Source organism: Acinetobacter sp. HA (genome assembly GCF_000264725.1).
Classification (GTDB): Bacteria; Pseudomonadota; Gammaproteobacteria; order Pseudomonadales; family Moraxellaceae; genus Acinetobacter; species Acinetobacter schindleri.
In genome coordinates, this window is the sequence record NZ_AJXD01000020.1 from 1 (window position 1) to 13,517 (window position 13,517).

The 13,517-nt window shown below is 42.1% G+C and carries 12 protein-coding genes and 2 pseudogenes; 6 read left to right on the plus strand and 8 right to left on the minus strand.

Annotated elements, in window-relative coordinates; translation table 11 throughout:
* Positions 1 to 118: pseudogene (locus HADU_RS05650) on the minus strand (IS3 family transposase); the annotation flags it as partial.
* 90 nt (positions 119 to 208) lie between these two features.
* On the opposite strand from HADU_RS05650, the pseudogene HADU_RS05655 reads away from it, so the two are divergent.
* Positions 209 to 1,195 (plus strand): annotated as a pseudogene (locus tag HADU_RS05655) (CsgG/HfaB family protein); the annotation flags it as partial.
* Between the two features lie 83 nt (positions 1,196 to 1,278).
* Positions 1,279 to 1,956 carry a hypothetical protein gene (locus tag HADU_RS05660; protein WP_004809734.1) on the plus strand — a complete coding sequence of 226 codons (678 nt, stop codon included), beginning with the start codon at positions 1,279 to 1,281 and terminating at the stop codon, positions 1,954 to 1,956.
* A gap of 260 nt (positions 1,957 to 2,216) precedes the next feature.
* Here the strand turns inward: HADU_RS05660 and HADU_RS05665 are convergent, their stop codons facing one another.
* From HADU_RS05665 to HADU_RS05675, 3 genes are all read right to left on the minus strand, one after another.
* The gene (locus tag HADU_RS05665; protein WP_004809732.1) at positions 2,217 to 2,792 is read right to left on the minus strand and encodes a xanthine phosphoribosyltransferase; all 576 of its coding nucleotides are present in this window, start codon (positions 2,790 to 2,792) and stop codon (positions 2,217 to 2,219) included.
* 90 nt (positions 2,793 to 2,882) lie between these two features.
* Positions 2,883 to 3,596 (minus strand): DUF3108 domain-containing protein, encoded by a 714-nt coding sequence (locus HADU_RS05670; RefSeq protein ID WP_008304307.1) that lies wholly within the window; start codon positions 3,594 to 3,596, stop codon positions 2,883 to 2,885.
* A gap of 151 nt (positions 3,597 to 3,747) precedes the next feature.
* A complete protein-coding gene (locus tag HADU_RS05675; protein ID WP_005223315.1) occupies positions 3,748 to 4,437 on the minus strand; it encodes a hypothetical protein in 690 nt (229 codons plus the stop codon).
* A 267-nt stretch (positions 4,438 to 4,704) separates the two neighbouring features.
* Between HADU_RS05675 and HADU_RS05680 the strand changes: the two genes are divergently transcribed.
* Entirely contained in the window at positions 4,705 to 5,568 is an 864-nt protein-coding gene (locus HADU_RS05680; protein WP_193759969.1) for an energy transducer TonB, read from the plus strand.
* A 9-nt stretch (positions 5,569 to 5,577) separates the two neighbouring features.
* On the opposite strand, the gene HADU_RS05685 is transcribed toward HADU_RS05680, so the two are convergent.
* From HADU_RS05685 to miaB, 4 genes are all read right to left on the minus strand, one after another.
* The gene (locus HADU_RS05685; RefSeq protein ID WP_005223311.1) at positions 5,578 to 6,198 is read right to left on the minus strand and encodes a DUF3841 domain-containing protein; all 621 of its coding nucleotides are present in this window, start codon (positions 6,196 to 6,198) and stop codon (positions 5,578 to 5,580) included.
* A 96-nt stretch (positions 6,199 to 6,294) separates the two neighbouring features.
* On the minus strand, positions 6,295 to 6,777 hold the full coding sequence (gene ybeY / locus HADU_RS05690; RefSeq protein ID WP_005223309.1) for an rRNA maturation RNase YbeY: 483 nt from the start codon (positions 6,775 to 6,777) through the stop codon (positions 6,295 to 6,297).
* Positions 6,778 to 6,799: 22 nt separating this feature from the next.
* Positions 6,800 to 7,876: a PhoH family protein gene (locus HADU_RS05695; RefSeq protein ID WP_005223307.1), complete on the minus strand. Its 1,077-nt coding sequence runs from the start codon at positions 7,874 to 7,876 to the stop codon at positions 6,800 to 6,802.
* A 39-nt stretch (positions 7,877 to 7,915) separates the two neighbouring features.
* Positions 7,916 to 9,373: a tRNA (N6-isopentenyl adenosine(37)-C2)-methylthiotransferase MiaB gene (miaB, locus tag HADU_RS05700; RefSeq protein ID WP_004809718.1), complete on the minus strand. Its 1,458-nt coding sequence runs from the start codon at positions 9,371 to 9,373 to the stop codon at positions 7,916 to 7,918.
* 366 nt (positions 9,374 to 9,739) lie between these two features.
* Between miaB and HADU_RS05705 the strand changes: the two genes are divergently transcribed.
* From HADU_RS05705 to HADU_RS05715, 3 genes are all read left to right on the plus strand, one after another.
* On the plus strand, positions 9,740 to 11,641 hold the full coding sequence (locus HADU_RS05705; RefSeq protein WP_227499336.1) for a lytic transglycosylase domain-containing protein: 1,902 nt from the start codon (positions 9,740 to 9,742) through the stop codon (positions 11,639 to 11,641).
* Positions 11,642 to 11,672: 31 nt separating this feature from the next.
* Positions 11,673 to 12,311, plus strand: a complete 639-nt coding sequence (locus tag HADU_RS05710; protein ID WP_034592366.1) for a ribonuclease I — start codon at positions 11,673 to 11,675, stop codon at positions 12,309 to 12,311.
* A 173-nt stretch (positions 12,312 to 12,484) separates the two neighbouring features.
* Entirely contained in the window at positions 12,485 to 13,471 is a 987-nt protein-coding gene (locus tag HADU_RS05715; RefSeq protein ID WP_004809714.1) for a malate dehydrogenase, read from the plus strand.
* Positions 13,472 to 13,517 lie beyond the last annotated feature (46 nt).

Sequence of the window (13,517 nt, forward strand, 5' to 3'; positions counted from 1 at the left end):
TTTGATGAACATCAAATTCAGCACTCAATTCAGCAAGTGTTTTTTCTGCTTTAATCGCAGCAAGTGCTACCTTAGCTTTAAAATCATTTGAATGATTTCTTCTTGGTCTACGTGCCATAAAATACTCCATATATTGATGTTTATAACATCATTTGAGGAGCAGAATATCACTTATAGGAGTTGTTCAAATTTACGGATCCATCTCTGTGCAATTTTAGACCAGACAGGTAAAGACGTCGTAACCAATGGTGGTAGTGGAAAAATGGTGACCCAAGGCGCAGGAGATATGGTGCAATCCGCCTTATTTCAGTCTGGGGTCAGTGTAATGAACCGGCGTGATCCTCGTATTATTGAAAGTGAGGCCAAGTGGGGGATTCGTGACCCAAGACAAATCCAGGCCTCTGATTATTATGTGACGGGCAGTATTAATAGCCTGGATTTTATTCCAGGTGGCGGGTTGGACATGCAGATTGCGGGGGTTGGACCGAATTATAGTCAGACCCGAATTATGGTGGGTTTGGATTTATCCCTGACTGATACACGCAGCAGTAAAGTTGTCGCGAATGTCTCATTGCAGAAACAGATTGCTGCACAGGATTATGGTATCAGCGCTGGAAGATTTACCGGTCGTACCTTATTAAATATTCAGATCGGAAAAGGTGAGCGTGAAGCGACGAATTTTGCTTTACGTCAGATGTTGAATCTGGCCACTTTTGAATTACTGAGCCAGGTCGTTCCACCACCAGTATTCGAGAAATGTCGTGCAGAAATTCCACCAGAATTTGGACGTTTAAACTTAACCCGAAGTTCGGTGGCTTTGCATAAATATAAGAAAAATCAGCAACAACATAATCTAGATTCAAGTACCCCGGTTCAGGAATTAACCTCAGGCGATATTCAGCAATCTCAAGAGAAAAACAAATCTACCAATACACCGAGTAAAGATACCAAAGCACCAAAAAACAAAGAATCCGAGGTAATCCAAAATCCTGATCCAGAACCTGAAATAAGTAAACAGGATCTCATTAAATATATCAGTAAAAAACACTCTCCAGACTCTTCAGACAAAATGCTAGAGGAAAAAGAGAAGCAGGAAAGAAACAGCAAAGAAAAAGACGAGGAGAAAACATCCATGCCGTGGGATGCCAATCCTGAAGTTGTTGAAAACTATTGGTCAAGCACATTGCGTGATTAATAGTTTCACAAGTGGGCTCGCTCCCATTAGTAAAAGAAGTACTTAGCGAGGAGTGCTTCAAAACTAGAAAAGGAAAAACAAAGATGAAAAACACGATCAAAACAATCGCTTTATCCGTCACCTTCCTGTCTGGTGCAGGTATGGCATATGCTCAAGATACAAATGTAGAGGTAGATACCGGTTTACAGGCATCTCTGGATGCAATTTCCCAGCAGGTCGAAAATGGATCTGCCTTGAATCTAGCTGTCAATAGTGCTGATATTAATGCAAGTGTTAATACAGAAGCTTATGCTAATTTAGGAACAGATCTTGGAACAGATACTCAAGATGTGGTCAATTCAGTTGAAAATACAATTGAAACTACAGCAATGGGTGCAGCTAATACAGGTAGTATTGAAATCGCGCAAGGTAGCTTGAGTACAGTGACTTCAAATACACTTAATGAAACCCTAGATTGGGCATATACTGATGTAACTGGTGAAATCAATAACGAAACAATTGGAGAAGATATTTCGGAGAGTACAACGAGTGCGGATATTTCAGATACATTGAGCACAACGCTGGATAGGACTTTTGATGAGGAAGTTAATAAAACTTTAAGCAATTATAGTGTAGCGAATATTGCTTATAATGCTGGAGCAGTTGATGCCTCTGTAAGTGCAATTGCAGAAGGTGTAGATAATAGTGTGGCCAACACCATTACTACTACTGCAATTGGTGCAGTAAATACTGGAAGTATTACTGTCACAGTAGGACAATAATATAACTTGCTTGATTTTCTTACAGGTCTAACTATTGGCAGATAGTTAGGCCTCTTATTTTATATAAAAATTTTTAAAAAATATTGTCTACTTGTCGGAAAGTAAAGCAATTTCTATTAATGATTATTTTTTAATTGAAATTTTTTAGGAAAAAACGAAGCAATAGAAGAATATAGTTGTCTTAAAAATATTTCAATTCAAGAAAACGGATATAAAAAAAGAGCACCTCAGTACTCTTCTTTAATTTAATTCGAGAAATTTTAGTCTTGAACAAATTCAACCGTACCATTTGCTAGTGATTTCACACGCGCTAATGATTCTACGCGATAACCTTTTTCAAGCAGAATGTCACGGCCCGGCTGGAATGATTTTTCAATCACGATACCAATACCCACGACAGATGCTTCTGCTTGGTGAATCAGGTCTGCCAGACCAAGAGCCGCTTGACCATTTGCAAGAAAGTCATCAATCACCAGTACTTTATCAGCAGCGTTGATGTGCTTTTTAGAAATTGCAATAGTACTTTCAGTTTGCTTGGTGAAAGAAAATACCTTAGAGCGATACAGATCATCTTTCAGAGTTAATGATTGATATTTGCGTGCAAAGATCACTGGAACACCCAGCTCAAGGCCAGCCATTACAGCAGGTGCGATCCCTGATGCTTCAATAGTGATGATTTTAGTGATACCAGCATCTTTAAATAGACGCGCAAATTCCTGACCAATTTGCTGCATCATAACAGGATCGATTTGATGATTTAAGAAAGAATCAACTTTCAAAACTTCTTCAGATAGAACGATACCTTCAGCTAAGATTTTCTGTTCTAGTGCGTGCACGGGAGAATCCTCAAGACCAGATGCTTTTTCAAGCAAAAGCGTATTTTAAAAAGCACCCGGAAAAAATCAAGCGAAAATCATTAAAAATGCTTAGTTCGTTGGACCTTTATAGCCAGTGAGTAACAAACCATAGGAAGTTTTCTTATCGACATGCGCTACCTTGACTGGTAAATAATCAAGTTTTGGGGCTAACCAGAAGATGGTTTCGCGTCCTGGCTTGTCATGTGTCATTACGACTTTCATGGTGCTAAAGGTGCCGTAATTGGTTTTGATATTTTCTGTACCTTGTTTAACAAATTTACGTGCTTCCAGTTCTTTAGCATCTGCAATGTAATAATTGCTTTTTAAACCAGAAGCTTTTAGGTCTTCACGAATCTGTAACTCGGCGTTTAATTCATCCAGGGCACCATCTCTCCAGGCAAATGAACGTACCTTGTCATCTTTTTTAGTATGAATAGTTTTAGAAGACGGATTGAATTTGATACTCATGGTATTGTTATTAACCAATACCTTACTACTACGGCTAAAATTGCTAGAATTAATCTTGCCATTATTAAAAGTAAAATGACTGGTTTCTGTCGCAGAAGCAATCGCGGCAGCCTTGGCTGCAAATACATAAGTCCAGTTATTGCCTGACTTGGTTAAGGTTCGTGTTGCCGATCCCATGTTCTTGCCATTATAGCTAAACTGATAAGTTGCCTGGAATGGGCTCATGGCAAACGCTTGACTGGACATGCCTGTGAATACCAGTGCTGTAGTCAGTCCTGCAGTCATACCAATAGTTTTAATTAAGTGTTGTGCCATAAGTGAATTTTCCTGTATGAAAGGGCAGTCAGTCACTTCTGCCAAGCTTTTATTATCAGACTAAAATGTGGAGGGAGAATGAACTGATAAAATTCGCAGAAGTGTATCATTCATGTCATTTTTTTCATTGTTGTTTCATAACTTAAACACTTTACGAATCTTGTTTCTGCTTGATCGGTGTGACCTGATTTTCACTGAATTCATCTGTATCATCCCAGCTTTCTTCTTTTTCTTGAGACAGCTTTCTGAACAAGGCTGCTAGATTCACATTCCCAATAACGACCAGTTCAGCCTCACGTAATACAGCATGATTGACATGTACTTTGGACAGGGTATCAATCACTGATCGGCTTTTACCGAGCCAGCGGTTAAGATCTAAATGTAATAAGTCATCAACAACTTTAATTACACCCAGCTTTTCCAGAATCATACCGAGAGGATCTTTATTCAGGATACGCTGATAGAAAAATAGGGCACAACGTACGCCAATTTTATAGAACATATTTGGGTATTTAGCATCAATTACTTGGGTATCGCTAATCTGTTCAAAAACAATCAGCTGGCGGTCTTTATTCAGTTCCATTTGTACCAGTTTCAGGTCAACAGACAGAGTAATAACCATGCCGTTATAATCAAGTGTTGCATATAAGCGTAACCAGTCATCATGCAGATCCGCATGCAGATCTTTTAAGGCTTTGACGTTATCAGTTACAAAACGCTGAAAAGTTGCATTCAAAAATACCTGGGAGAGGGGAAACTCGCGTTCATCTTCAATAAACCCTTCCGCCTTCTGATACACCTGGCGAATGCGTCTGGAAATATTGGAAATGATGGTTTGCATATGGAAGCATCCTGGCAACTATATTTTTGATAGCATGTATCTTGTCGAAAAGTATAAAAAATACAAGAGCGTGTGCTTGCAGTTTAGCAAAATAAATTGCACCATTTTTAGTGTTTTGTTTATACAACGTAGAAGATTTGATATAGCTCTCACTATCTACTCAAAGTGAAAGATATATCAATATTTGTATATTGAAAAATTTTCTTTGCAAGATATTAAGGATAAAGGCTCCTGGCTGAGCCTGAAAATGTGACTAGAATGACCCTGATGCCCTTGGTTAAATCATGGTGGAAAGATCCAATTTTTAGCAGTGCTGTAGGGATTGCTGCATTATTACATATCATGATTTTAATGCTGCAGTTTGGAATGCCATCGGAACAGGATACTTCGACCAAGGAAATTGCAGTCAGCCTGCGCATCAGTAATGACAAAATCGAGCATGCCGATTTTCTTGCCCAGACAGATCAGCAAGGTTCCGGTCAGTTCCGTGAAGCGCATCGTATGTCCAGTGATGCTCCATTGCCGATGCCGGATCAGGCAGCTGGAAAAGAAGCAATGCTTCAAAACAGCCAAGATATGCTGCAACAAAAACAGGAGTTGAGCTTTGAAGAAAAAGTTCTGATGACAACCCTAAGCTGGCAGAAACAGGCAGAAGAAAATCAGCGCAAGAAACGTCAGGAAGAACTCAACAGCCAGTTTCAAGCCAAAGCTGCTATGGTCGCGAGTCTGGAAGCTCAATATACGCAGCGCCAGAAAAACTTTAGCCGTCAGCAGAAAATTAAAACTGTTGATGGTATCCAAGCCAAGCAGGATGTATCTGCAGCTTATCTGGAAAAATTCCGTCAAAAAGTCGAATTTTATGGGAATCGTTTTTATCCTGAATCTGCCCGTATACAGCGTTTGGCGGGCGACGTCCGCTTAATGGTGATTTTGAATCAAAACGGGGGTATTCGAGCGATTCGCTTGTTGGAATCTTCTGGTCATACTGTATTGGATGAAGCTGCTCGAACCTCATTACGTAAGGCTGCGCCGTTTGGTGCTTTCGATGCCAACATGAAAGATATTTCAGAATTAAGAATTATCCGAACCTGGCGTTTTGATCCGGCAGAAGCCGAGTTTGAAGTGAGGTGAGAATTAGATTTATCTTGCAATGAATTTTTCTACTTTAATTACTTCATCTAGACTTAATGACCAAAAAGTAGCTTGAATACTTTTTAAATCATAAGGCTGAGTATAGGCCGGAAAATTGTAGTCAAGATCGAAAATGTGCTGCCAACTTTGTTCAATTTCTCTTTGTAAATAATGGGGGAACTGCTCAAAGTTACTCTCTGTTAAATTGAGATCTTTTAACTTTTGTTCAAAGCGTTCATCTTGTAATTCATCGACAGCAATATAATAATGATAACAATAAGGGGAGTGCCACAAGATGAAATCTGATAATAGAACCTCTCTGATCTCTTTTTGAATAGTAAGGCGTACGCCAGGCGTACCTTTGTTTAAGTGACATGAATATCGTAAGTCTGGTTTTGCTTGTTGAATACCATTCCATTGATACCATGCCCAAATTGGATAACATGTAGGAAAAGGTCTTTTACCAATTTTATTATCCATTTGTTTTCTTAACCACTCATAACCAGTTAAATATTCTGAATCAATTTCAGGTCTTAGAGCTGCATAAACTATTTTTTCTTGAATTAGTGTTTTATAAAAATCTTGATGTTGTATAGTCCATAAAGTTATTTTTTGCGATTTTATTAACATATATAATTCTTCTAATTTTTAAAAATATAAGTAAATTTATACAGCTATATATGACAAAAAAGCGAGCCGAAGCTCACTTTTTATAATCGGAAAATTTTAGTCTCTTTCCAGATATGGATTTGCAAAACCGAGTTTTGCCAGAATCTCGATCTCAATGCTTTCCATTTCTTCTGCATCCTCTTCTGAAGTTTCATGATCATAGCCCATCAGGTGCAAGGTGCCATGAACCAGCATATGGGTAAAGTGAGTCAAAGGTGCTTTGCCTTGTTCAACGGCTTCACGCAATACCACTGGAATACAGATAACCAAGTCTCCAATCGGAAAAGCATCCAAAACTTCTGCCATTTCATCCGGAAGATCACTTGGAAAAGACAACACATTGGTGGGTTTGTCCTTTCCGCGATATTCCAGATTCAGTTTGTGGCTTTCATCATTGTCGACACAGGCAATACCAATTTCACAATCGCTTTGCGTACCGATATGACGTAAAGCAGTTTCTACAACTTTCTTGATATAGGCACGCTTAATCACGAGTTCAGGTGCCTGAAAATCCTGTTGTAGACTAAGACTAAGTTTCAAAACAAATCCTTAAAAATAAATATTAATGCTGGGCGTCAGCTGCCGCATCATTTTCAGCGACCAAGGCTTCCTGACGTGCTTTGCGTTCGGCACGTGCTTCGGCAGATAAACGTTGTTGTTCACTATCCCAGCCCTCATAGGCTTCAACGATTTTCTGAACCAGCTGATGACGTACCACATCACGGGAATGGAAGCGGGTGATATGAATCTCTTTCACATTTTCCAATACACGAAGTGAATGAGCCAAGCCAGATTGCTGACCACGTGGCAAGTCGACCTGGGTCACGTCACCGGTAATCACTGCACGAGAGCCAAAGCCCAGACGGGTCAAAAACATTTTCATCTGTTCAGGTGTCGTGTTCTGTGCTTCGTCCAGAATCACAAAGGAGTGATTCAAGGTACGACCACGCATATAAGCCAGTGGTGCCACTTCAATGATCTGACGTTCAATCAATTTGGCTACTTTTTCGAAACCCAGCATTTCATACAGGGCATCGTAAAGCGGACGTAAGTATGGATCGATTTTTTGTGACAGATCACCCGGCAGGAAGCCGAGTTTTTCACCGGCTTCTACTGCAGGACGTACCAGGAGGATACGCTGAATCTCATTACGTTCCAGCATGTCCACTGCAGCTGCTACCGCCAGATAGGTTTTACCTGTACCAGCAGGACCAATACCGAAAGAAATGTCACTTTGCAGAATGCGCTGCACATAACGTTTCTGGTTGGCACCGCGTGGATTGATACGGCCTTTGCGAGTCTGCAACCAGACATTGTCCAGACCAGTATGTTCCTGATCATGCAGGTCGTCCTGCAATTCACGGTCGGTTTGGCTGCCTTGGATCATCAGGTGCAGGGTATCTGCACTGATCTGACCGCTCTGTTCAGATTCTTCATGAAGTCGCTGTAGGAGCAACTCCGCTCTCTCAACGGCATCGATCTCACCATCAATAAAAAAGCTATCGCCTCGATGGGAAACTTTGACGTCTAAACGTTGTTCAATTTGCTTCAAATGACCGTTATAAGCACCGAGCATGCTCTGTAAACGGTCCATTGAAATTCCAGGAAAAGCTACTGTACGTCGAATCGCTGCTGTCAAAGAGAGTTCCTTATAGAGATAGGTTCTTATATCCCTACATTACGCCACGTCAGGCTCAAGATTCAATAGCTCACCGTAAACTAAATTGAGTGTTTTTATTTCAGTGATTTCAATCTCGGCAAAACGTCCAACCCATGCAGGATCACCGATAAATGTCACATAACGTGTGTTATCTGCGGTGCCTACCAGGACATTTGGATCCTTGTCAGAAACTTTTTCTATGAGAACACGTTGAATGGTGCCAAGCATCGCATCCGTTTTCTCAATACTGGATTGCTTGATCCATTTTTGAACTTTTGCCAGACGTTCTTTTTTCACCTGTTCAGGTGTAGTGTCTTCAAGTTCCGCAGCAGGCGTACCCGGACGTTTTGAATACACAAAGCTGTACGAATGATCAAAGTCCATATCTTTAATAAACTGATATGTTTCTTCGAAGTTGTCGTCGGTTTCACCCGGGAAACCAATAATGAAATCTGAAGATAAGTGCATATCCGGACGGACTTTACGGAGTTTGGCAATTTTCTCGATATAGACATCAATCGTATGGTTACGCTTCATCGCTTGAAGGACGTCATTGGAACCACTTTGTACTGGTAAATGCAGATGTGACACCATTTGTGGCAGGTCACGGTAGCATTGAATCAGGTCATCATTAAATTCGAGTGGATGCGACGTGGTATAACGTAAGCGGCCAATACCTGGAATTTCTGCAACTAAACGTAACAGATCGGCAAAAGTACAGATCTTGCCATCAAAGGTTTCACCACGATAGCCATTTACGTTCTGACCCAATAGTGAAATCTCACGTACGCCTTTTTCTGCCAGACCTGCAATTTCTGCCAGGACATCATCCAGCGGACGTGATACTTCTTCACCGCGGGTATACGGCACCACACAGAAAGAACAGTATTTTGAACAGCCTTCCATAATTGATACAAAGGCTTTATAACCTTCAACACGTGGTTCAGGCAGGAAGTCGAATTTTTCAATATCCGGGAAGGAAATATCGACCAGTTTAATTTTATCTTTCTTTGGCTTTTCTACTTGCTCAAAATGCTGATCCAGCATTTGCGGCAAACGGTGCAGGGTTTGTGGACCAAAAATCATGTCAACATAATTGGCACGTTTCTGAATGTTGTCACCTTCTTGTGAAGCAACACAGCCACCCACACCAATAATCAGATCCGGATTTTTTTCTTTTAGTTTGCGCCAGCGACCCAATTCAGAGAATACTTTTTCTTGTGCTTTTTCACGAATTGAGCAAGTATTCATCAGAAGAATATCTGCTTCTTTAGGGTCAGTGGTTAGCACATAGCCATGTGAGTCGCCCAAAAGGTCGGCCATACGATGACTGTCATACTCATTCATCTGACACCCTTGCGTTTCAATGTACAGTTTTTTGACTGTAGCATCGTGGGCTGGGGTGTGCGCTGGCTGGGTAACAGTGTTTTCTGAGGCAGCTGGGGCACTCTTCGGAATGAAGGTTTGAACCGTCATGAAGGCTCCTAGGGATAATACGTTTAAATTGTGAACGGACGACCTTATTAATCTGCGAATCAGGTCAATTAGAATTCAATTCACAGAATGAATTTTTTGGAAGTCGCATATTTTAGCAGGAAAGTCGCTTAAACTTATAGCCTTTATTGGTGGCCTGAAAATATTGATTTATGGACAGAAAATGTTTGAAAATTAATATTGCTGAATCATAAGGTTACATAAGAGAACAGTAGAGTCGGTCTAGAATTTATAAACTAGCACCGATGTTGAACAAAATTGTCTGGCACGAACTACATGATAGAAGTTAAGTTAATGTTGAAACAGATTATAAGTACACATAAATATTCAAGATTATTCACTGTAGGGATGGCCTGTCTGAGTTCAATGGGCGTTCAAGCTGCCGAAGAACAATTTAATGACGCACTCACTGCGGCAAATGCTGGAAATATTGAATTATTACAACAGTATCGTGCAGCCATGCAAAATGATGCCTTGGGTTACTACCCGGAATACTGGATTCTGAATCAAAATCTTGGCATGCAGCCGGCTAGTCAGATTATTAATTTTGCCCAGCGTTATCCGCAATCTGCCATGGCAGAGAAGCTGGCAGCAGACTATGTTGAAGAAAAAGTAAAGCAGGCCGATTTTTCAGCAGCACAGCCAGTCTTGCAATATGTGACCAATCCAGATCAGGCAGAAAGCTGCGCGATTGCTCAGGTACGTGCCAAAAGTGGTGATCCTCTGGTCTATGCCGAATATAAAGATGTCTGGCTGACCACCAATTCTCAACCGGAATCCTGTGCCGGTTTAGGTCGAATGATGCTGTCCAGTCCCTTATTAACCATTGAAGACCGTCAGCAACGACTCTGGACACAATTGCGTGCCGGTCAGTCTGGACAGGCGATTGCGACCGCCCAGAGTATCGGCCTCAACCTTTCTTTGGCGCAGCTTAATAGCATTCAGGCCAATCCGACAGCCTATTTATGGACGGCACCCAAAGCGACCACTGCTGATCATGCTTATCTGGTTTATGCCATGGGGCGACTGGCGGATAGTGATCTGAATACAGCATTTTCGAGTGTGCGACGTACTGCTGAAGGCACTCCTGAACAGATCCAAAAAGCTTTGTACCGTGTAGTCGGCTATATCGGTGGCACCACGGTGATGAAAAACAACTTTAATCGTGAAGTCCTGAATTATCTGGATCTGAGTTATGGCCTGCCATTTAGTCCGGAAGAAGCAGAAATTTATGCACGTCAGGCGATTCGCTTTAGCGCTTGGGAAAGTCTGATTCGGGCGATTGATGCGATGAGTGTGACCCAGAAACAGGAAGACCGCTGGCAATACTGGCTGGCTCGTGCAAGTGAACAGCGCTCAGACCGAGCATCAAAAAAAGCAGCTGAAGATATTTATCGAAAACTGGCCACTGGTGATGATTATCATAACCTGCTGGCACGTGACCGCTTAGGACAGTTAACCTTAGGTACGCCGAAATCCGCACAGCCTTCTGCTCAGGCCATGCAACGCCTGAATCAGGATATTCATTTCCGCCGTGCTTTTGCCTTGCGTAATATCAATGCTTCAGCTGCGTATGTAAACCGTGAATGGAACTGGGCCGTGCGTCAGGCTTACTTGAAACATGATGATGATCTACTGCTTGCCGCAGCGAAACGTGCGCATGATATGGGCTGGCATGACCGTGCTATTTATGCTGCAGATCGTACAGTGAATAAGCACAACTATGATTACCGTTTCCCAATGCCATATCGAAATTATGTGGTCAGCCATAGCCAGAATGCCAGTGTTGATCCGGCATGGGCTTATGGTTTGATGCGTCAGGAAAGCCGATTTAATACTGTGGCGCGTTCACATGTCGGGGCAGGTGGCTTGATGCAGATCATGCCAGATACGGCCAAACTGGTCGCGCGTCAGATGGGCGAAACCTATAATCCGGCAGCATTAAGCGATATGAATACCAATATTCGTTATGGCACCTTCTATTTGTCTACGATTCAACGCCAGCTCAGCAACAGTCCTGTTTTAGCAACGGCAGGTTATAATGCCGGACCGAATCGTGCACGCCGTTGGCAGCCAGACGTCCAGAATCTAGCAGCAGATCAGTACACGGAAACCATTCCTTTATTAGAAACACGAGATTATGTGAAACATGTCATGACCAATGCGACACATTATGGCATCCTATTGGGCCAGGGAGCACAATCAATCGGGAAACGTATGCAAGCAATTCCGCTACGTAGTACACAATAAAAATTAATGATTTAGGGATAGTGAATTATTCATGAAGTTAATGAATAGTCGTCGAGTATCAGTATGGCTTTCTGCTTGTATAGTCGCAGGAGGAAGTTTTCCTGCGCTTGCGGCACCGACGGGCTATATCATGGATGTGCAGATGGTTCCCGCACTTTGCAGTCTGTATCCTGAATTGGCCAAAAAGCGAAAATGTCTGGAAGGTTATTCCTTGAATATCTCCGGCTTATTTCCTGAAACCAGTCAACAGGATTGCAGCACGCAGACTTCATCCGCACTTCCACCTTTACAAGCCAAGGTGGTTGCTCGTGTCATGCCGGACGAGGCTTCACGGGCACGCTTATGGCAGAGTATTGGAGGGTGTATTCCCATGAGTGCCAGCCAGTATTTTCGGACCATTATTAATTATGCGGATCGTCTGAAAGTACCACAGGAACTGACAGACCAAGAAAACATGGTCATGTCGATTAATACATTGCGTACAAAATTCCTTAAGATTAATCCGCAATTACCCGCCAGCGGCATCCGGTTTAACTGCCAGACCAACCGTAGTGTCAGCCTGCTGACTGCGGTTAAGGTGTGCTATCGCAGCAATGGCCAATATAAGCAATGTCCGAGCAGTATAGTAAATACCTGCCCTCAGAACATTACAATTAAAGGTACATACTAAGCTTTTCAGCCAAATTAATTTATATTTCCTATCAGACTTTTGTTGGAATTCATTCGCTTTTACATGCATCTCCGAAAGGATTGGAGTACAATCTTTGCCGTTTATGATTATTAAGATTAGATAGAACAGCTATTTAATCCGCATTGACTATCCTCTCAATTGGAGATAATTACATGAAGCAACCTGTTCGCGTTGCCGTTACTGGCGCTGCTGGTCAAATTGGTTACAGCCTATTATTCCGTATCGCTAGCGGTGAAATGTTGGGTAAAGACCAACCAGTTATTCTTCAATTATTAGAAATTCCTGTTGAGAAAGCTCAACAAGCGCTTAAAGGCGTGATGATGGAACTTGACGACTGTGCTTTCCCATTATTGGCAGGCATGATCGGTACTGATGATCCTAAAGTTGCATTCAAAGATGCTGACTATGCATTGTTAGTAGGTTCTCGTCCACGTGGTCCTGGTATGGAACGTGCTGACCTTCTTAAGGTAAACGGCGAAATCTTTATCGGTCAAGGTCAAGCACTGAACGAAGTTGCTAGCCGTGACGTTAAAGTGCTTGTTGTGGGTAACCCTGCGAATACAAATGCTTACATCGCAATGAAATCTGCGCCAGATCTTCCAGCGAAAAACTTCACAGCAATGTTACGTCTTGACCACAACCGTGCGTTGACTCAACTTGCGCAAAAAGCGGGTGTTGCAGTTTCTGACATCGAAAACATGACTGTTTGGGGTAACCACTCTCCAACGATGTATGCTGACTACCGTTTTGCAAACGTAAACGGCGAAAGCTTGAAAGACAAAATCAACGATGCTGCATGGAACAAAGACGTATTCCTTCCAACAGTTGGTAAACGTGGTGCTGCGATCATTGAAGCACGTGGTCTGTCTTCTGCTGCTTCTGCTGCAAACGCTGCAATCGATCATATGCGCGATTGGGCTCTTGGCACTAACGGCAAATGGGTAACGATGGGTATTCCTTCTGACGGTTCTTATGGTATCCCTGAAGGCGTAATGTTCGGTTTCCCTGTAACGACTGAAAACGGTGAATACAAAATCGTTCAAGGTCTTGAAATCGACGAATTCAGCCGTGAACGTATCAATGTTACATTGAACGAACTTGAAGAAGAGCGCGCAGCAGTGGCTGACATGCTTAACTAATTTAGTCTTTTAAGATTAAATAAAAAAAGCACTCCAAATGGAGTGC

Bases quoted from the DNA above. Each gene is read 5' to 3' on its own strand.
- HADU_RS05660 (WP_004809734.1), top strand. From the start codon at position 1,279: ATGAAAAACACGATCAAAACAATCGCTTTATCCGTCACCTTCCTGTCT.
- HADU_RS05670 (WP_008304307.1), bottom strand. From the start codon at position 3,596: ATGGCACAACACTTAATTAAAACTATTGGTATGACTGCAGGACTGACT.
- HADU_RS05675 (WP_005223315.1), bottom strand. From the start codon at position 4,437: ATGCAAACCATCATTTCCAATATTTCCAGACGCATTCGCCAGGTGTAT.
- HADU_RS05680 (WP_193759969.1), top strand. From the start codon at position 4,705: ATGCCCTTGGTTAAATCATGGTGGAAAGATCCAATTTTTAGCAGTGCT.
- HADU_RS05685 (WP_005223311.1), bottom strand. From the start codon at position 6,198: ATGTTAATAAAATCGCAAAAAATAACTTTATGGACTATACAACATCAA.
- miaB (WP_004809718.1), bottom strand. From the start codon at position 9,373: ATGACGGTTCAAACCTTCATTCCGAAGAGTGCCCCAGCTGCCTCAGAA.
- HADU_RS05705 (WP_227499336.1), top strand. From the start codon at position 9,740: ATGGCCTGTCTGAGTTCAATGGGCGTTCAAGCTGCCGAAGAACAATTT.
- HADU_RS05710 (WP_034592366.1), top strand. From the start codon at position 11,673: ATGAAGTTAATGAATAGTCGTCGAGTATCAGTATGGCTTTCTGCTTGT.
- HADU_RS05715 (WP_004809714.1), top strand. From the start codon at position 12,485: ATGAAGCAACCTGTTCGCGTTGCCGTTACTGGCGCTGCTGGTCAAATT.